The following is an 18,461-nucleotide window of genomic DNA, read 5'->3' as shown; positions in this document are numbered from 1 at the left end:
CGAGCTATTCTTGATATGCATGGCTCGCGGGTTTTGCCCGCTCCGCGGCAGCCTCGGGTTTTCGGGTTTATACTGGACTGGCGCTGACTCATGCGCGACGGCCGTATGCGGTCAACTCGGGTAAACCATGGGCTCCACATTCAAGAATTCCTGTCTCGTCGGGCTCGGCGCCATTACCGGGGTCGCCCTCACGATGCAATTTTCCGCTTTGGCGCACAAGCCGGTCGAGGCCGGCATGCCGCTGGCCGAGCTGCGCCAGCTGGCCGACGTCTACGGTGTCATCAAGTCTGCCTATGTCGAGCCGGTCGAAGGCAAGGCACTGCTGTCCCAAGCCATCTCGGGCATGGTCGCCTCGCTCGACCCGCATTCGGCCTACCTCGATCCACGCGCCTTCCGCGAGCTGCGCGAGGGCACCGAAGGCCGCTTCGTCGGCCTGGGCATCGAGATTTCCGAAAGCGACGAGGGCTATGTGGAAATCGTCGCCCCCATCGAAGACTCCCCTGCCTGGCGTGCCGGCATCAAGGAAGGCGACCTGATTACCCGAATCGATGGCCATCCGGTACAGGGACTGCCGATCGACGAAGCCATCAAGCGCATGCGCGGCGAGCCGGGCACCCGGGTGGTGCTCACCATCGTGCGCAAGGATAGTCCGGCGCCGCTGCGCTTTACCATCGAGCGCGGTGAAATCGTCCAGAAAAGCGTCAAGGCCAAAATCGTCGAACCCGGCTATGGCTGGCTGCGCATCTCGCAGTTCCAGGAGCCGACCGTGGACGACATGGCCGCCAAGCTGCAGGCGCTGTACCGCCAGGATCCGGACCTGAAAGGCCTGGTGCTCGACCTGCGCAACGACCCGGGTGGCCTGCTGCAGGGCGCCATCGGCGTAGCCGCCGCGTTTTTGCCGAAAGACGCCGAAATTGTCTCGACCAACGGCCAGCTGCTGGAACATCGCCAGCGCTTCTACGCCCGACCCGAGTTCTACATGCTGCGCAGCGGCGGCGACCCGTTGTCGAACCTGCCCGAGGCCTTCAAAACCCTGCCCATGGTAGTGCTGGTCAATACCGGCTCGGCCTCCGCCTCCGAGATCGTGGCCGGCGCGCTGCAGGACTACAAGCGCGCCGCCATCCTCGGCAGCCAGACCTTCGGCAAGGGCTCGGTCCAGACCATCCGCCCGATCGGGCGCGATGCCGCCGTCAAGCTCACCACCGCGCGCTACTACACGCCGGCCGGGCGCTCGATCCAGGCGCGCGGCATTGTGCCCGATTTCGCGGTCGATGAAACTGCCGAGGGCGACGGCCTGAACGCGCTGCGCATGCGCGAGGCCGACCTCGAGCGCCACCTGTCGAACGACCGCGATGACGAAGCAGCAACGCGTGCCGACGACATCGAAGAGCAGATGCGGCTGCTGGCCGAGGCAAGCCAGCGCAAGCCGGTCGATTACGGCAGCGCCACCGACTTCCAGCTGGCGCAGGCGCTACGCCACCTCAAGGGACAGCCGGTGCAGCTGGCGCGCCGAACCAGCGGCGCTACCCTGGCGCAGCACGCGCGCTGAGCATCTTTGTTGCCAAGTCAGCCAATTCCCAGGCCTGGCGCGAGCGTGTAGAATCGCCGCATCTTCCGGCTAAGCGCCGTTATTTCCTTTGAAAGTCCCGAACATGAAACCTGTCGTCATCAGCGGCACCGGCCTGTTTACGCCACCGTATTCCATCTCCAACGACGAGCTGGTTGCGGCCTACAACGCCTATGTCGACCTGTTCAACCAGGAACACGCCGCGGCGATTGCCGCCGGCGAAACGACCGCGCTCGAAGCTTCCAGCAGCGGCTTCATCGAAAAGGCCTCCGGCATCAAGTCGCGCTACGTGATGGAAAAGGAAGGCATCCTCGATCCCTCGCGCATGACCGCCCGCATTGCCGAGCGCGCCGATGACCAGCTCTCGCTGCAGGCCGAGATGTGCGTCGCCGCAGCGCGCGAAGCGCTCGAGCGCGCCGGCAAGCAGCCGTCCGATATCGACATGGTGCTGGTCGCCTGCAGCAACATGCAGCGCGCCTACCCGGCCATGGCGGTCGAGGTGCAGGACGCGCTTGGCATCGACGGCTTCGGGTTCGACATGAACGTGGCCTGCTCGTCGGCCACTTTCGGCATCCAGACGGCAGTCGACGCGGTGCGCGCCGGACGCGCCCGTGCGGTGCTGATGCTGAACCCCGAAATCACCAGCGGTCACCTGAACTTCCGCGACCGCGACAGTCATTTTATTTTCGGCGACGCCTGCACCGCGGTGATTGTCGAAGCGCTTGAGACGGCCACCAGCGACCACCAGTGGGAAATCCTGGACAGCAAACTCAAGACCAGGTTCTCGAACAACATCCGCAACAACTTCGGCTTCATGAACCGCTTCGACGAAGCCGGTGTCGGCGCATCCGACAAGCTGTTCCGCCAGCAGGGCCGCAAGGTGTTCAAGGAAGTCTGTCCGATGGCTGCCGAGATGATCGCCGAGACGGTAAAGAACGCGGGCCTCGAGATCAAGGACATGGCGCGCTACTGGCTGCACCAGGCCAACCTGAACATGAACCTGCTGATCGCGCGTACCCTGCTGGGCCGCGATGCCGAGCCGAACGAGGCGCCGGTGATCCTCGACACCTATGCCAACACGTCGTCAGCCGGCTCGATCATTGCCTTCCACAAGCACCAGGACGACTTGCCGAGCGGCGCCAACGGCGTGATCTGCTCGTTCGGCGCGGGGTATTCGATCGGGTGCGTGGTGGTGCGCAAAAAATAGCCCGGTGACGTAGCCTGAAGCATCAGCGTTCGCGCCTGCGCTGCATGCACTTGAATCAAGGCGCTATAAGCGCCTTCTCTGTCTTTTACATTTCCTCATGCTGCCAGCCCGCGCAGCACTAGTCAGTTACGACTATCGCTTGTTCATGTTGTTGTATTTGCGAAAATTATTGAAAATCAACACAACTAGCTTTAAATAAATGCACGACATGTCTATGATGAGCAGTGTGTCATCAAGATGACATTGCACAGTAGCATTTCAGGCTGACCCGCTTGAAGAACCCATTTACGAGCAAGCAACTATAACTAATATGACAAGGCTGGCTCGGGGAAGTCTCGCGCCACCATAAGAAGCCATCATGATTGATACCGCTACGCAAGTGCATACTTCTACCAGCGCGCGACGCATACTTTCTTTCGACGAAGCCTTCAGTGTTCACCGCAAGCTGCTTGGCATTGGTGTGATCCTTGTTATCGCCCACCTGATGGTTATGGTACTGAAGTATTATTTTCAGCGCGATCTGGTATATGGACTGGTTCCCTTGTTCGACTTCTACGAAGAACACAACGTACCCACCTACTTTTCTTCGCTGAACCTGCTACTTACGGCGGCGATCCTTTTTGTTACGGCACGTCTGGAAAGCGTGCGCAATCCATTCAACACGCGCGCCTGGCAAGTACTGGCTCTGGGTTTCGCTTTTATGTCGATCGATGAGTTCGCCGACCTGCGCCACATCCTGTCGCGTGCTGTTCACGGCGCCGCTGGCGGCAAGCTCGATATGCTGCCTTTCTTAAGCGTGGCATGGACCGTACCGGTAGCGCTGATCGTGGTGATGCTGGGCGTGTATTTCATTCCCTTTATGATGCGACTGGAACGGGTTTACCTGGTCCACTTCGGTTTAGCCGGAGCCTGCTTCGTGTTCGCCACCATTGGTCTGGAAACCTTTGAAGGCGATCACGTTGCCATAACCAATGGGGTGCGCGACCTGACGTTTACATTGATGGTAACGATCGAAGAAACGATGGAAATCTTTTCTATTCTGTATTTCCAGTATTTCCTCATCAAGTATGTTCGCCAGCATTATCCGGATATGGGACTGCGCCTGAACTACTGATCTTCACAACCGCGCAGCCAGCTCCGCCCCTTCCCGAATCGCCCGCTTCGCATCGAGTTCGGCCGCCAGCGCCGCGCCGCCGATCTTGTGAAAGCGCGGACCGCCACTAGCGCCCTGCGCCGGCATCAGCTCTGCCAGGCTCTCCTGCCCCGCGCAGATCACCACGTTGTCCACTTCCAGCAAGCGTTGCTCGCCGCCGACCGTGATGTGCAGGCCGGCGTCGTCGATGCGGTCGTACTGCACCCCGGCCAGCATCTGCACGCCGTTGCGTACCAGGGTGGCGCGGTGTACCCAGCCAGAAGTCTTGCCCAGGCCCGCACCCGGGCGCGTGGTCTTGCGCTGTAGCAGCCAGACCTGGCGCGGCGGATGCGGGGAGACCGGCGGCGCCAGCCCGCCCGGCGTGTTTGACCTTGGGTCGACGCCCCACTCCGCCATCCAGTGCCCGGCCGGCACCGGCAGCGGCACCCGTGGATCGTGTACCAGGAACTCGCCCATGTCGAAGCCAATGCCGCCGGCGCCGATGATGGCGACCTTCCTGCCCACCGGCTTACCGTCGCGCAGCACGTCGAGATAGCTCAGCACTTTCGGGTGATCGATCCCTTCGATGTTGGGTTTGCGCGTAACGATGCCGGTGGCGACGATGACGTCGTCGTAGCCCTGCGCCAGCAATTGTTCGCGCGTGACGCGCGACCCCAGGCGCACTTCGACCCCGGTCAATGCCAGCTTGCGGCCAAAGTAACGGATCGTTTCGGCGAATTCTTCCTTGCCCGGCACGCGCATCGCGACATTGAACTGGCCGCCGATGTGGCTCAGTGCGTCGAACAGCGTCACCTGGTGCCCGCATTCGGCAGCGACGGTTGCCGCCGACAGGCCGGCCGGGCCGGCGCCGACCACGGCGACCCGGCGCGCGCGCGCGGTCTTGCGAAATACCAGCTCGGTTTCGTGGCAGGCGCGCGGATTGACCAGGCAGTTGGCGCGCTTGTTCGCAAAGGTATGGTCGAGGCAGGCCTGGTTGCAGGCGATGCAGGTGTTGATCTCGTCGTCCCGCCCGCTGGCCGCCTTGGCGACCCAGTCGGGGTCGGCCAAGAAGGGCCGCGCCATCGACACCATGTCGGCGTCGCCGCGCGCCAGCAGCGCTTCGGCATCCATGGGCATGTTGATGCGATTGGACGCTACCACCGGGATGCTCACTTCGCTGCGCAGGCGGCCCGCCACTTGCGCAAAGACCGCGCGCGGCACCGAAGTGACGATGGTGGGCACGCGTGCCTCGTGCCAGCCATAGCCGGTGTTCAGGATCGTGACGCCGGCCGCCTCTAATGCCTTGGCGACCGCCACCACTTCGTCCCAGGTATTGCCCCCTTCGACCAGGTCGAGCACCGAGTGGCGGTACATCAGGATGAAATCGGGCCCGGTTGCTGCGCGGATGCGGCGCACCACCTCAATGGCCAGGCGCATGCGGTTTTCGATCGAGCCGCCCCAGCTATCGGTGCGCTGGTTGGTGCGCGCGCACAGGAACTGGTTCAGCAAATAACCCTCGCTGCCCATCACCTCGACGCCATCGTAGCCAGCCATTTTCGCCAGCTTCGCGCAGCGTGCATAGGAAGCGATGGTGTGCTCGATGCCGCGCGCATCCAGGGCCTTGGGCTTGAACTTCGAGATCGGCGACTTGATGCTGGAGGCCGAGACCACGAAGGGCTGGTAGCCGTAGCGGCCCGCATGCAGGATCTGCAGCACGATCTTGCCGCCTTCTTCGTGCACCGCGCGCGTGACACGCCGGTGGTTCGGCACGTCGCCCAGAAAGTTCAGGGTGCCGCCAAATGGCAGCAGCCAGCCCTGGCGGTTGGGCGAGATGCCGCCGGTGACGATCAGGCCGGCGCCGCCACGCGCGCGCTCGCGGTAGAACGCGGCCAGCTTGCCATAGTTGTAGAAGCGGTCTTCGAGCCCGGTATGCATCGATCCCATGATCACGCGGTTCTTCAGCGTGGTAAAACCAAGGTCGAGCGGTGCGAGGAGATGGGGATAGGTGGTATGCGTCATCACGGCATTACACCGTGATTTCGTGGAGGAATGTTACTAAACGGATGCCAACGGCTCAGGAAGGGCGGCTGTCGCGCCCGCGCAGTTCGGCGAACTGCTCGATGTTGCCGATATTGATGACGACCGGATTCAGGCTCGCGCCCGGCGACATCGAGCGCCAGGCGAACTGCCATTCTTTTTCGCGCGACTGGCCCAGGCTCTTGGAGAAGGCCGCGCCAAGCGGCGAGCGCACGCCGTAGGCGACTTCGCCATCGATGCCAGCCCAGTTGGGCAAGGCGCGCTGCACCGCGCGGTGCAGGCGCTCGCCGAATTCTTCGGTATTGTGGATCACCAGGCAGCGGTCGGCAGGATGGAAGACGTCGAACAGTTGCGGGTCCCAGGCGGTCGAAAACGACAGCGAAAGAAAGCCGCCGTCGGGCAGCAGGCGGAACTGGCCGCGCAGCGCAGCATCGAGTTCGTCTTGCGGCGCATAGCGGTACAGGGTCGGAGGGCGTTGGTAGTCGTGCATGAGAAAAACCGTTGGAGTAAGGCGTTAGCGGGGCTGCTGGAGCGATAGCGAATGCTGCATGCGCATGAAGCGCGAGGCGATGAAGATCTCGCGCAGAAAGTAAACAAAGCTGCCGATCAGGCCGAGCATCGCCAGCACGAACAGGCCGGCGATGTACTGATCGAGCGGCAAGTTCGTGGTGTCGCCCAGGAACAGCATGGCGATCACCAGGCACACCAGCAGGCCGCAGGCGGTACTGGAGGTGATCGCGGTATTGATCAGGTGCGAGCGGGTGTACAGCGTTTCGAGCTCGGCCGAGTACAGCTCGTTGGGCTTGACCTTGAGCCGGTCTTCGAGCACCCGGGTGCGGTCGATGATGCGCGCCAGGCGGTTGGTCAGGACCGTCAGCTTGGTTGCCACGCCGGTCAGCAGGAAGACCGGCGCGATCGCCAGCTGGATGACGTGGCCGATGTCGCTGATCTGGATATTCATGTGCTTGCGTGCGTTATTGTCGGATTGGCCTTAGTGTAGCAGTTGACACCAGGCCCGGGCCGCCAAACAGCGCTCAATCGAAGCATCCGTGAAGCTTGAAGGCCTCGGTGGCGCCCACCAGCGCACGCGCGATGCCGGTCTCCAGCGCGCCATGGCCACCGTCCGGAATCATGCGCAGCTTCGCGCCCGGCCAGGCCTGGTGCAGTCGCCAGGCCGACAGCGGCGGGCAGATCACATCGTAACGGCCCTGCACGATGACCGCCGGCAGGTGGGCGATACGCTGGACGTCGCGTATCAGCTGGTCTTCTTCGAGAAAAGCGCCATGCAGCATGTAGTGCGACTCGAGCCGGCCTACACCCAGGTCGAGCGCGTCGGACGAGGTTTCCTCGGGCTGCGGCAGCAAGAATACGCGGCGGCCCTCGAAGCGGCTCCAGGCCCGCGCCGCCGGCCAGTACACCGCCGGATCGTCGCACAGCAGGCGCGTAGCGTAGGCGGCCAGCAGGTCGCCGCGTTCGGCCACCGGAATCGGCGCGACGAATTCTTGGTACAGCTCGGGGTAAAACCACTGCACGCCGTTCAGGAACCAGTCTACTTCGGCCTTGGTGCACAAGAAAATCCCGCGCAACACGAAGCCAAGGCAGCGTTCCGGGTGCGCCTGGCCATAAGCCAGCGCCAGCGTCGAGCCCCAGGAACCGCCAAACACCAGCCATTGCGCGATGCCGAACATGGCGCGCAGGCGCTCGATGTCGTCGATCAGCAGCTCGGTGGTGTTGTTGCGCCATTCGCCCAGCGGCGTGGACTTGCCGGCGCCGCGCTGGTCGAACAAGATCACGCGATAGGCGCTCGGGTCGAAGAAACGCCGATGCTGGGGCGACAGGCCGGCGCCGGGACCACCGTGCAGGAACAGCACCGGGATGCCGTTGGGGTTGCCGACTTCTTCCCAATAAATCGTGTGCAGCTCATCGACCGCGAGCATGCCCTGGCGTACAGGCTGGATCGGGGGGAACAGTGACGGCGGGGTGGCGGGCATGGCGGCTCTCTCGGCAGGCTAGGTGCCGATTGTAGCGTACCGCTTTCGTCAGAAGAAGGTGTTCAGCGCCTGCGTCACCGTGTAGGCGTCGTCGACCGCCAGCAGCACCTGCCATTTGTCGAAGGTGGTGCACGGATGCGAGATGCCGCAACCAACCAGGTCGCCGACAACGAGCTGGTTGCGGATCTCTCCTTCCGGCAGCGACAGGTAGGCGTGCTGGTCGTTCATCTTGACGATCGCGCAGCCGTGCGGTAGCGCGCCGGGCTCCTGCTGATCGCTGCCGGGGCGGTGCATGAACAGCGGCAGCGGCAGCTCGATGTCGTAGGACGCATCGCGCTTGCCCATGGAAAGGATCGCCAGACCCGGTTCGGGGCGCGACTGCACGGTGCTCCACACTTCGAGCGCCGGGCGCAAGCCTTCGGCATGCGCCTGGCGCGCATCCAGCCGGGCCAGCAGGCGCTGGTACGAACCGTGATCGCTGGTCAGGTAGCAGCCGCTGCGCAGCACGGCGCGCACCGGACGCGACAAGTCGTCTACACCGGCAAAGCCGCGCGCCACGAGGTCGAAATAGGCCGAGCCGCCAGCTGACAGCAGGATCTCAAGGCTGCCGAACAGACCTTCGGCATCGGCCTTGCTGAGCAGCTCCACCAGCCCGGCCACGAAGGCGTTCACGGCGCGCACGTCGGCGTCGACATCGTCGCTCACCAGCAGGCCTTCGTAGCCCTCGATGCCCGCCAGCGCCAGGCCGTCGGCGCCGGCAATCGCGCGCGCCACGGCAAGCGCTTCATCAAGCGTGCGGCAGCCGGCGCGCTTCCCCGCCAGGCCCAGTTCGACCAGCACCGGCAGTGGGCGCGCCAGGCCGCGCGCCTGTACCGCCCCCGCCAGGCGCGCCACGCCATCGAGCGAATCGGCCAGCACATAACACTCGAAATCGGGGTCGTCGTGCAGCAGCGCCAGCACAGCCTCGATATCGGCGCGCGCCACCAGCTGGTTGGCCAGCAGCACCCGGCGCACATTGAAGCGGTGCGCCACCTGTACCTGGGTGGCGCTGGCCAGCGTGATGCCCCAGGCGCCATTGGCCAGCTGGGCCGCGAACAGCTGCGGGCTCATGGTGGTCTTGCCGTGCGGCGCCAGCGTGGCGCCATGGCGCTCGCAGAAATGCTTCATCCATGCGAGGTTGTGCTGCAGCGCGGACTCCTTGAGCACCGCTACTGGAAAGCTCGTGTCGCCGCGCAGCACGTTCCAGCCCTGTACGCCGATGGCGCCCTGGCGCAAGGGTTTGGTGATCGGCAGGCCCTTGGTGCCGGGCAGGAGCAGTTGTTCGTCGAGGCTGGACAGGGCGAGGCCGTCGCGGGGCAGAGTGTGCATAGAATCTCCAGAATTTCGATTACTAGAGTTATACAAAACATCCAGCAAAGGCATGTTTTGATTCATTAAGCTTTTGAAAGATACTCAATACCGCACACAATGATATCAGAAAAACACTTCAATACAACCGCCTTCTTATTCTAAAGTATTTGAATAATTAATAAAAATAATCTTGCGTGCAAATAAATATTTGCAACCCCACACCACCAAAAAATTTATTTTCTATTCTTGTTATTTAATTAAAAGCTGGACCTACCAATGCGATATTCATGGGACCTCATCTTAACTGCAAGAAATGTTGATTTGCAGCAACGAATAGCTCATTCAGTATGGCAATATGGCAGTGTGGTGGCTAGCTGTGATCCCCACAGTTGACAAACCACCCTCATATTCCTAAGGAGATAACATGAATTGCGCAAATCCTCTAGTGACGGGAATGTCCGAACTCAACATAGACGAAATAGACGCGGTCAGCGGAGGAGTTATTTTTGTTGCACCAGTCGCTGTGAAAATTCTCGCTTGGTCCGCGGGCGCCGTGTTTGGACTTTCGATGGCAGGGCTGGCATCGAAAATTATGTGAGGGTATTATGAAGTGGGAATTTCAACATCCTGAAGCGAAAGATCTTAAAGATGAATCTTTATTTGAATGTTTTGTGTCAGGTGCCAAATTTGGAATAATCGTTGGAATCTTAGCGCTCCTCATTTCTAAACTGTAAATTTTATATATGGAGAATAAAATGAAAGAGACTCAATTGCCAAGCATGGAATTGCTGAATCAAGAAGATATCGACAACGTTTCGGGAGGCATTATCTTTGCCCCAGTTGTTTACACAGCTTTCGTTTCTGGTGCCAAATGGGGCGCCGGCCTTGGCTTGGCCGCTCTGGCAATAAAAGGTAGATTCAGTTAATTCTTCAAATAAATATCATAACCCAAGTAGTTAAATTCAGCTTGGGTTATGATGACGAATAGCAAATTACGATCGGTGCATTTCGAGCGTCGTGTGGTGCGTGAAGACTCATAAAAGGTCGTCCACGAGTCACTACACATAGACAACTATCAAGCTCGTATGATGAGGACGTTGTTTTTACGCCAGCCGCATAAAATCATAAGAAAATTTTTGCATTGCTTGTTTCGACCTTGCAATTGCGCGAAAGGCGATGCAATACTCAGCATATGTTGTGTATGGACGCATCGTTCGTTTCCCGAAGATTCCTGCATACTTGACGCAGGACCCTTCTGATCACGAGCATTCCGACAGATCCGTTCAGAAGCCAGTTCTAGAGAGCTAATATTTTGCGCGATACCGCTTCAATCTCAGATGAGCAGGAAACGCCTCCCGGGCAAGCTACTGCCCCGGCTCCCGCACCGGCCCCCGACACCGCCCCGAAAACCCTCTTTCGGCAGCAGGCCATCGAGCATGTGACGGTACGCCAGTACGGCACCGTCATTCTGACCCGTCCTATCAGTCACGTGGTGCTGACCTGTGTGTTCGTCACGCTGGCCTTGCTCCTGATTGCCTTTTTCGCCTTTTTCGAGACCACCCGCAAGACCCCGATCCAGGGCATGCTGGTGCCGACCGCCGGCGTGACCCGCGTGTTCTCGAACCAGCTTGGCGTGATCAAGGACATTCGCATCAAGGAGGGCCAGTTCGTGCGCGAAGGCGAGATCCTGTTCGTCGTCTCCAGCGAGCGCAGCAACGCCGATCCGCGTTCCACCGAAGCCCTGATCTCGGATCTGCTGGTCAAGCGCCGCGACAGCTTCCAGGCCGAACTGCAGCAGGCCAAGGAGCAGGCCGGGTATCGCCGCGCCGCCCTGCAGCAACGCGCCCAGGATTTGCAGGGCGAACTCCAGCGCCTGGACAGCCAGGCGCTGATGCAGAAGCAACGTATCTCCCTGTCCGAACAGACCGTGGCACGCTTCGCGCAGTTGAAGGCGACCAATTACATCTCGGCCGCGCAACTGCAGGAACGCGAAGCCGAGCTGCTCGACCAGCGCCAGCGCCTGCTCGAGATCGGCCGCATCAGCTCCGCCACCCGGCGCGACCTGGCAAGCACCCAGGCCGAAGTGCGCGACATCGAAATGCAGGCCGTACGCGAGCAAAGTGCCTTGCAACGCAATGCTTCGACGCTCGAGCAAGACCTGACCGAGAACGAAGCGCGGCGCGAGACCCCGGTGCGGGCGCGCCAGAGCGGCACGGTCACGGCGATCGCGGCGAATCTGGGCCAGACCGTCGGCACGGCCACGTCGCTGGCGTCGATCTTGCCAGAAGGCGATAAGCTGGAAGCGGAAATGTACGTGCCTTCACGCGCGGTTGGCTTCATCAAGCCGGGCATGACCGCGTTGCTGCGCTACCAGGCTTTTCCGTACCAGAAATTCGGCCAGCATCCGGCGCGGGTGCGCGAAGTGGCGACCACCTCGGTGCGTCCCGAGGAACTGGCTAACTCGGCGGCAGCCATGCCGGGCGCGGCGCAATCTGAACCGGTGTACCGGATCCGGCTCGAGCTCGACCAGCAGGCGGTGCAGGCATATGGCGCGCCGATGCCGCTGCGCTCGGGCATGCTGGTCGATGCCAGTGTCTTGCTCGAGCGCCGCAAGCTCTATGAGTGGGTGCTGGAACCGCTGTTTAGTATATCGGGCCGCTTGTAAGCAGGACTCACTCTTTCCCTCATCTGCCGGCCGCGGCGTCATCGCGGCCGGCCCATCCGCGATCGCTGCTGAATTATGCAATTTCCACTTCTTTCCCAGTTAGCCTTCTGGAACAGCCGCCGGCTGCCGGTCCTGCTGCAGACCGAAGGCGCCGAGTGTGGCTTGGCTTGCATGGCCATGGTCGCTAGCTATTGGGGCCACCAGATCGATATCCCCAGCATGCGCCGCCGCTTCTCGGTGTCGATGAAAGGGGTCAACCTGAAAGGCCTGATGGCGATGGCCAGCGGCCTGTCGCTCCAGACCCGCCCGCTCAAGCTGGACCTGCAGCACCTGCCTGAACTCAAGCTGCCGTGCATCCTGCACTGGGACCTTAACCATTTTGTCGTGCTCAAATCGGTATCGGGCAAGCATGTCGTTATCCATGACCCGGCGGTCGGCGAACGACGCATGGCCCTGGACGATTTCTCAAAGCACTTTACCGGCGTCGCGCTCGAGCTGACGCCGACCGCGCAGTTCGAAGCGCAGGAAGAGCGCCAGCAGATTTCCCTGTTCGCCCTGATGGGACGCGTGGTCGGCCTACGCCGCGGCCTGTTGCAGGTGCTGGCGCTGGGCCTGGCGCTGCAAGTGTGCGCACTGATCGCGCCCTTCTACATGCAGTGGATCGTCGACGAGGCGCTGCTGGCGGCGGACCGCGACCTGATCACGGTGCTCGGCTGCGGCTTCCTGCTGCTGGTGTTGCTCCAGACCGCGATCGGCGCCGTGCGCTCCTGGGTCACCACGGTGCTGGCTACCAGCCTGAACCTGCAATGGCTGGGCAATGCCTATGCCCACTTGCTGAAACTGCCGCTGCCGTATTTCGAAAAGCGCCACACTGGCGACATCGTGTCGCGCTTCGGTTCGATCCAGCAGATCCAGACCAGCCTGACGACCCAGTTCGTGGAAGGCATCATCGACGGCGTGCTGGTGATCGGCACCCTGATCATGATGTTGCTCTACAGCACCGCGCTGGCGGCGGTGGCTTGCGTCGCCGTGGTGCTGTACGCGCTGCTGCGCTGGATCATGTTCCGCCCGCTGCGCGACGCGAACTCCGAGCAGATCATCCACTCGGCGAAACAGCAGAGCCATTTCATGGAAACGGTGCGCGGCATGCAAAGCATCCGCCTGTTCGGACGCAGCGAAGAACGCCGTTCGGGCTGGATGAATACCCTGACCGACGAATTCAACGCCCAGCTGCGCATTTCCAAGCTGGCCGTGTCGTACCAGACCGCCAACACCCTGCTGTTCAGCGGCGAGCGCGTGATCGTGATCTGGCTGGCGGCCCTTGCTGTGCTCAACAACGAATTCTCGATCGGCATGGTGTTTGCCTTCATCAGCTACAAGGACCAGTTCAGCCAGCGCATGGCCAGCCTGATCGACAAGCTGTTCGAGCTGCGCATGATGCGCCTGCATGGCGAGCGCGTGGCCGACATCGTGCTGGCCGAAGCCGAACGCGATGACGATGTGGCCGAGGTTGACGCGGGCAATATCATGCCGACCATCGAGATGAAGAACCTGAGCTTCCGCTATTCGGACAGCGAGCCCGAGGTCATTCGCGAACTCAACCTCACCATTCCGGCCGGGCAATGCGTAGCGATCACCGGACCATCGGGCTGCGGCAAGACCACCCTGATGAAGCTCATGCTGGGCCTGCTCACGCCGACCGGCGGCGAGATCCGCATCGGTGGCGTGGCCCTGGGCTCGCTTGGCCTGGTGAACTACCGGCACATGCTCGGTACCGTGATGCAGGACGACACCCTGTTTGCCGGATCGATCTCGGACAACATCAGCTTCTTCGATCCGATGGTCGACATGCAACGCGTCTACGGCTGCGCCCAGCTCGCCGCCATCGCGCCCGAGATCGCCGCCATGCCGATGGCCTTCAACACGCTGATCGGCGATATCGGCACCGGCCTGTCGGGCGGCCAGAAGCAGCGTATCCTGCTGGCACGGGCGCTGTATAAAAACCCGAAAATCCTGGTGCTGGATGAAGCGACCAGCCACCTGGATGTGTGGAACGAGCAGGCCGTCAACCAGGCGATCCAGCAGATTCCGCTAACCCGGATTATCGTCGCCCATCGTCCGGAAACCATCCAGATGGCGGAGCGGGTTGTTGTTCTGCAGAACGGGCAAGTCGCCCAGGATGTGATGAAGCCGGCTCCTGAAGAAAAGCAGGCGGCCTAGACACGCTGATGATGCTTAACAACCGCTCTATGACGATCCGTTCGCGATTTGCCGCCTACTTTGCTGCGTCGAACAGAACGTTCGCAGTTTCTTTCCCCGCCGCCGCCGTGCTTGCCGCCTGCTTGTGGCATCTGTCGGATTCCTGGTTGTGGTTGGTTCCGGCTGTGACTGCCGCGATCGAAGCCATAGCAAAAGCGCTTGAAATCTGGAAACGGACCAGGCATCGAGCGTGCTGATTCACCTGTTGCGAATGCGCCTGGGATTTTTCAAGAACCAGACCAGGGGCTTGTACGAACGCTATATCGACGTGGGCTTCCTGCTTGCCCTGCTGTTCGCTCCGGCACTGTTCCAGGCGCCCTCGCTCGTCGCCTATCCGCTACTGGCATTCTTCGACCACCCGTTCGACACCTGGCGTAACCTGGTGCCGCTGCTCGCCTGGCTCGGCCTGAGCGTCGTCTGGGCCCGCATTCATCGCCACTTCATCCGGGGTGGCCAGTTGGCGCAATTCGTGCACACAATGCCGCTGTCAGAACTGGAACTGCGGCTGGTCGACCTAGCCATCCTGATGGTCGGTATGTTCATCTTTGCGGTGCCGGTCGGATTTGCTGCATGGACCGCCTTCGATGCCGGGCCTGCCGCCGGCGCCGATGGCCGCTTCTGGTTTTACCTGGTTCTGCTTGCGATGCTGAGCCTGTCGCTAGCCCGTGACGTGGTGTATGGCAGTGTCCGACATGTACGCCTGGTCCAGCTGTTGGCGATATGCGTGCTGCTGTCTCCCGCCGCGTCCAGCAGCGTGCTGCGCGCTGAGCTGGTGCTATGCGTCCTGGCGGCGGCACTGGGGGCGAGCATGGTCAGCGCCCGCCATGACACGCCGCCCGCCGCTCATGCTTGCCTGGCCTGGATGGAGAAATTTACCTGGTGCCCACCACTGGTGTTTTTGCTGAACAATTTCCGGCGCTTTTTAACTACCCAATGGCATGATTCCGTGTCCCGGGTATTGTGGGCGATATTACCGCTGGCGTTCAGCTGGTGGATGATCGTCAAGGTCGGCAAGCACCACGATGCGGCCCTGTTCGTGCATGCAGCCCTCGGGTGTTTTAGCGGCATCCTGGCAGGTTGCTATCGTCCCTTGCTCGATGGCCGCTCCAGGTTGACCGCCTATGCGCGCAGTATCGGATATGGCGAGCGCATGTTGGCACTTGCCGACCATCTGCTGGTGCTCGTGCTGGCTTCTTTCCTGCTGCTTCCCTGGTTAGCGCTGTTTGCGGCCAAGACCACGTTATTCAGCGGCGGCTACCTGCTGAAACTAGTCGTTTTCTATACTGCCTTGCTGGTCTTGCTCGGCACTCCCTGGATCCAGCTGCACAAACGCAGCGTGATCGTCAAATTCGCCGGCGCTACTCTTGGCATGCTGATTGCTGGAACACTGTTATGAACCCCTCTTCACCCGCCCTGTTGACATGCAGCGGCCTGCGCAAGCGTTTCGGCGACAAGCTGGTCTTCGACAACCTGGACCTGGCGCTTGCCGCCGGCGTGGTCGCATTGACCGGCGAGAACGGCTCCGGGAAATCCACCCTGCTGTCGCTCCTGTGCGGCATCCATGCGCCGGATGCAGGCAGCATTCGCATTGCAGGCCATGACCTGGCAACCCAGCCCAGGCTGGCGAAACAGCAGCTGTCGTTCGTTCCGGACGAACCGGTGGCTTACGAGTTCATGACCGGCTTCGAATACATGATGCTGATGTACACGCTCAAGCGCATCAAGCTGGCCGATGGCGATCAGCAGTTGCTGGAATTGTTCAACATCGACCTCTCGCGTCACCTTCGGTTCAAGGACATGTCGCTGGGTACCCAGCGCAAGTTCACCCTGGCCGCCGGTTTGCTGGGCAAGCCTGCGGTCTTGCTGATGGATGAGCCGACCAACGGGTTGGACGCGGCGGCCAAGCAATTGCTCGCAGAACGCATCCGGGCTTGCAGCGAGGACACGCTGGTCTTGTTCAGCACGCACGACCAGGCCTTCATCGAGGAGACCCGGGCGACGGTACTGCCGCTCGCGGGGCTGCAGGGGGCGGCACGTCCGTCTTCCGGGCTGAACCGGGAGCCTGGCGTGCAGGTCGCCGTGTAACCACGGACCATCCTGCAAACAAAAACGGCCCGGACGATTGCTCGTCCGGGCCGTTTTACTTGAAGCGCCCTGCCCGCGCGCCTCTTCCATCATCACGACATATGCTGCCCGCCATTGATCGCGATATTCGCACCGGTGACAAAGGCCGCTTCGTCCGACGACAGGTAAGCGACCAGGCCGGCGACTTCTTCCGGCTTGCCCAGGCGGCCCATCGGAATTTGCGGGATGATCTTGGTTTCCAGCACTTCGCTTGGGATATCCATCACCATCTTGGTACCGATATAGCCTGGCGAGATGGTGTTGACGGTAACACCCTTGCGCGCCACTTCCAGCGCCAGCGCCTTGGTAAAGCCGTGCATGCCGGCCTTGGCCGCCGAGTAGTTGGTCTGGCCGAAGGCGCCCTTCTGGCCGTTGACCGACGAGATATTGATGATCCGGCCCCAGCCGCGCTCGACCATGCCGTCGCAGACCGGCTTGGTCATGTTGAACACGGAATCCAGGTTGGTCTTCATGACCAGGTCCCAGTTCGGCTTGTCCATCTTCTTGAAGGTCATGTCACGGGTAATGCCGGCGTTGTTAACCAGCACGTCGATTGGCCCAACGTCCTGCTCGACCTGGCGCACGCATTGCTGGGCCGAGTCGTAGTCGGACACGTCGCAGGGATAAGCCTTGAAGTCGAAGCCCTGCTCGCGCATCGTGGCCAGCCAGGTTTCCGCCTTCTTGCTACCCGGCGAAAAGGTGGTAACAACCCGGTATCCCAGGGCAGCGAGCTTGATGCAGACCGCTTCGCCCAGACCACCCATGCCACCCGTCACTAATGCAACTCTCGCCATTTGTCTTCTCCAGTTTTATTGTCGGTTATTACTGCCTCGATCGGCAGCCGCGTGCGGCTGCCGGCTGATTTCTCAATCGCGCTCTACCGCCAGCGCCACACCCATGCCGCCGCCGATGCACAGGCTGGCCAGCCCGCGCTTGGCATCGCGGCGCACCATTTCGTGCAGCAACGTGACCAGCACGCGGCAGCCAGACGCACCGATCGGGTGGCCCAGCGCGATCGCGCCGCCGTTGACGTTGATTTTCGATGTATCCCAGCCCATTTCCTTGTTGACTGCGATGGCCTGGGCAGCGAAGGCCTCGTTGATTTCCATCAGGTCGATGTCTTCGTGGCTCCAGCCAGCCTTTTTCAGGCACAGGCGCGTGGCCGACACCGGGCCCATGCCCATGATCGACGGGTCCAGGCCGGCCGAGGCGTAGGCCTTGATGCGGGCCAGTGGGGTCAAGCCGAGTTCCTTGGCCTTGGACGCGCTCATCATGATGACGGCGGCGGCGCCGTCGTTCAGGCCGGAAGCGTTGCCGGCGGTGACGCTGCCTTCTTTATTGAAGGCTGGACGCAGGCCGGACAGCGCCTCGAGTGTGGAGCCGTGCTTTGGATATTCGTCGGTGTCGAAGATGGTCGCGCCTTTTTTCGACGGCAGCTCGATCGGCAGGATCTCATCCTTGAACTTGCCTTCTTTTTGGGCAGCCTCGGCCTTGAGCTGCGACTGCAGCGCAAACTCGTCCTGCTCGGCGCGCGAGACGTCGTACTTGCGCGCCACGTTTTCGGCAGTGACGCCCATGTGGTACTGGTTGTAGACGTCCCACAGGCCATCGACGATCATGGTGTCGACCAGCTTGGCGTCGCCCATGCGGAAACCGTCGCGCGAGCCGTTGAGCACGTGCGGCGAGGCGCTCATGTTTTCCTGGCCGCCGGCGATGACGATCTGGGCGTCGCCGCACATGATGGCCTGGGCCGCCAGGTGGGTGGCCTTCAGGCCGCTGCCGCACACCGCGTTGATGGTCAAGCCCGGCACCATGTCGGGCAAGCCGCCTTTGATCACGGCCTGGCGCGCGGGGTTCTGGCCGGCGCCGGCGGTGAGCACCTGGCCCATGATGACCTCGCTGACCGAAGCCGGATCGATGCCGGTCTTGGCCAGCAGTTGGCGGATCACTTGCGCGCCGAGTTCGGTCGCAGGAATCTTGGCCAGCGAACCGCCGAATTTACCGACCGCAGTACGGCCAGCGGCCACGATGACGACATCTTCCATGTTGCTCTCCCTAGTTCCGGTCTTGCCGGAGATTGTTGAGACTGCAGGTTGCGAAGCCATGCATCTTAAAATGCGATGACTTGC

Annotated in this window: 15 protein-coding genes; 8 read left to right on the top strand and 7 right to left on the bottom strand. The window is 61.6% G+C overall.

The window, feature by feature from the left end; genetic code table 11:
• The first annotated feature begins 127 nt into the window (after nt 1–127).
• The 3 genes from NRS07_RS01600 to NRS07_RS01590 all read left to right on the top strand — a co-directional run bounded on the left by NRS07_RS01600 (nt 128) and on the right by NRS07_RS01590 (nt 3,888).
• Nucleotides 128–1,549: a S41 family peptidase gene (locus NRS07_RS01600; RefSeq protein WP_259210550.1), complete on the top strand. Its 1,422-nt coding sequence runs from the start codon at nt 128–130 to the stop codon at nt 1,547–1,549.
• A gap of 103 nt (nt 1,550–1,652) precedes the next feature.
• Nucleotides 1,653–2,774 carry a beta-ketoacyl-ACP synthase III gene (locus NRS07_RS01595; protein ID WP_259210546.1) on the top strand — a complete coding sequence of 374 codons (1,122 nt, stop codon included), beginning with the start codon at nt 1,653–1,655 and terminating at the stop codon, nt 2,772–2,774.
• 358 nt (nt 2,775–3,132) lie between these two features.
• Entirely contained in the window at nt 3,133–3,888 is a 756-nt protein-coding gene (locus tag NRS07_RS01590; RefSeq protein WP_259210542.1) for a hypothetical protein, read from the top strand.
• Between the two features lie 3 nt (nt 3,889–3,891).
• Here NRS07_RS01590 and NRS07_RS01585 read toward each other — a convergent pair whose 3' ends face one another.
• The 5 genes from NRS07_RS01585 to NRS07_RS01565 all read right to left on the bottom strand — a co-directional run bounded on the left by NRS07_RS01585 (nt 3,892) and on the right by NRS07_RS01565 (nt 9,302).
• Nucleotides 3,892–5,925, bottom strand: coding sequence for an NADPH-dependent 2,4-dienoyl-CoA reductase (locus NRS07_RS01585; protein ID WP_259213433.1), 2,034 nt, complete (start codon nt 5,923–5,925; stop codon nt 3,892–3,894).
• 55 nt (nt 5,926–5,980) lie between these two features.
• Nucleotides 5,981–6,433 carry a hypothetical protein gene (locus tag NRS07_RS01580; RefSeq protein WP_259210540.1) on the bottom strand — a complete coding sequence of 151 codons (453 nt, stop codon included), beginning with the start codon at nt 6,431–6,433 and terminating at the stop codon, nt 5,981–5,983.
• A 24-nt stretch (nt 6,434–6,457) separates the two neighbouring features.
• Nucleotides 6,458–6,904, bottom strand: a complete 447-nt coding sequence (locus tag NRS07_RS01575; protein ID WP_259210539.1) for a DUF2721 domain-containing protein — start codon at nt 6,902–6,904, stop codon at nt 6,458–6,460.
• A 73-nt stretch (nt 6,905–6,977) separates the two neighbouring features.
• Nucleotides 6,978–7,934 carry a prolyl aminopeptidase gene (pip, locus tag NRS07_RS01570; protein WP_259210537.1) on the bottom strand — a complete coding sequence of 319 codons (957 nt, stop codon included), beginning with the start codon at nt 7,932–7,934 and terminating at the stop codon, nt 6,978–6,980.
• Nucleotides 7,935–7,982: 48 nt separating this feature from the next.
• The gene (locus NRS07_RS01565; protein WP_259210536.1) at nt 7,983–9,302 is read right to left on the bottom strand and encodes an amino acid deaminase; all 1,320 of its coding nucleotides are present in this window, start codon (nt 9,300–9,302) and stop codon (nt 7,983–7,985) included.
• Between the two features lie 737 nt (nt 9,303–10,039).
• On the opposite strand from NRS07_RS01565, the gene NRS07_RS01560 reads away from it, so the two are divergent.
• The 5 genes from NRS07_RS01560 to NRS07_RS01540 all read left to right on the top strand — a co-directional run bounded on the left by NRS07_RS01560 (nt 10,040) and on the right by NRS07_RS01540 (nt 16,293).
• The gene (locus NRS07_RS01560) at nt 10,040–10,210 is read left to right on the top strand and encodes a hypothetical protein (RefSeq protein WP_259210534.1); all 171 of its coding nucleotides are present in this window, start codon (nt 10,040–10,042) and stop codon (nt 10,208–10,210) included.
• A 512-nt stretch (nt 10,211–10,722) separates the two neighbouring features.
• Entirely contained in the window at nt 10,723–11,949 is a 1,227-nt protein-coding gene (locus tag NRS07_RS01555) for an HlyD family secretion protein (RefSeq protein ID WP_259210533.1), read from the top strand.
• 75 nt (nt 11,950–12,024) lie between these two features.
• Entirely contained in the window at nt 12,025–14,169 is a 2,145-nt protein-coding gene (locus NRS07_RS01550; protein ID WP_259210532.1) for a peptidase domain-containing ABC transporter, read from the top strand.
• Nucleotides 14,170–14,398: 229 nt separating this feature from the next.
• On the top strand, nt 14,399–15,604 hold the full coding sequence (locus NRS07_RS01545) for a hypothetical protein (protein WP_259210531.1): 1,206 nt from the start codon (nt 14,399–14,401) through the stop codon (nt 15,602–15,604).
• Nucleotides 15,601–16,293 (top strand): ABC transporter ATP-binding protein, encoded by a 693-nt coding sequence (locus NRS07_RS01540; protein WP_259210530.1) that lies wholly within the window; start codon nt 15,601–15,603, stop codon nt 16,291–16,293. The genes NRS07_RS01545 and NRS07_RS01540 overlap by 4 nt, the downstream gene beginning before the upstream one ends.
• 92 nt (nt 16,294–16,385) lie before the next feature.
• Here NRS07_RS01540 and phbB read toward each other — a convergent pair whose 3' ends face one another.
• Together phbB and NRS07_RS01530 are read right to left on the bottom strand one after the other, a co-directional pair.
• Nucleotides 16,386–17,126, bottom strand: a complete 741-nt coding sequence (phbB, locus tag NRS07_RS01535; RefSeq protein ID WP_259210524.1) for an acetoacetyl-CoA reductase — start codon at nt 17,124–17,126, stop codon at nt 16,386–16,388.
• A gap of 72 nt (nt 17,127–17,198) precedes the next feature.
• The gene (locus NRS07_RS01530; protein WP_259210515.1) at nt 17,199–18,377 is read right to left on the bottom strand and encodes an acetyl-CoA C-acetyltransferase; all 1,179 of its coding nucleotides are present in this window, start codon (nt 18,375–18,377) and stop codon (nt 17,199–17,201) included.
• Nucleotides 18,378–18,461 lie beyond the last annotated feature (84 nt).

The sequence above is a fragment of the Massilia sp. H6 genome (assembly GCF_024802625.1).
GTDB lineage: Bacteria > Pseudomonadota > Gammaproteobacteria > Burkholderiales > Burkholderiaceae_D > Telluria.
Note: the sequence above shows the minus strand (reverse complement) of the source record. Positions and strands in the feature narration are given on the sequence as shown.

What these genes read in the sequence shown, in the direction of transcription:
- NRS07_RS01550 (WP_259210532.1), top strand. Translation starts at nt 12,025, where the DNA reads ATGCAATTTCCACTTCTTTCCCAGTTAGCCTTCTGGAACAGCCGCCGG.
- NRS07_RS01575 (WP_259210539.1), bottom strand. Translation starts at nt 6,904, where the DNA reads ATGAATATCCAGATCAGCGACATCGGCCACGTCATCCAGCTGGCGATC.
- NRS07_RS01590 (WP_259210542.1), top strand. Translation starts at nt 3,133, where the DNA reads ATGATTGATACCGCTACGCAAGTGCATACTTCTACCAGCGCGCGACGC.
- NRS07_RS01580 (WP_259210540.1), bottom strand. Translation starts at nt 6,433, where the DNA reads ATGCACGACTACCAACGCCCTCCGACCCTGTACCGCTATGCGCCGCAA.
- NRS07_RS01595 (WP_259210546.1), top strand. Translation starts at nt 1,653, where the DNA reads ATGAAACCTGTCGTCATCAGCGGCACCGGCCTGTTTACGCCACCGTAT.
- NRS07_RS01585 (WP_259213433.1), bottom strand. Translation starts at nt 5,925, where the DNA reads ATGACGCATACCACCTATCCCCATCTCCTCGCACCGCTCGACCTTGGT.
- NRS07_RS01540 (WP_259210530.1), top strand. Translation starts at nt 15,601, where the DNA reads ATGAACCCCTCTTCACCCGCCCTGTTGACATGCAGCGGCCTGCGCAAG.
- phbB (WP_259210524.1), bottom strand. Translation starts at nt 17,126, where the DNA reads ATGGCGAGAGTTGCATTAGTGACGGGTGGCATGGGTGGTCTGGGCGAA.
- NRS07_RS01600 (WP_259210550.1), top strand. Translation starts at nt 128, where the DNA reads ATGGGCTCCACATTCAAGAATTCCTGTCTCGTCGGGCTCGGCGCCATT.
- NRS07_RS01560 (WP_259210534.1), top strand. Translation starts at nt 10,040, where the DNA reads ATGAAAGAGACTCAATTGCCAAGCATGGAATTGCTGAATCAAGAAGAT.
- NRS07_RS01530 (WP_259210515.1), bottom strand. Translation starts at nt 18,377, where the DNA reads ATGGAAGATGTCGTCATCGTGGCCGCTGGCCGTACTGCGGTCGGTAAA.
- NRS07_RS01565 (WP_259210536.1), bottom strand. Translation starts at nt 9,302, where the DNA reads ATGCACACTCTGCCCCGCGACGGCCTCGCCCTGTCCAGCCTCGACGAA.
- pip (WP_259210537.1), bottom strand. Translation starts at nt 7,934, where the DNA reads ATGCCCGCCACCCCGCCGTCACTGTTCCCCCCGATCCAGCCTGTACGC.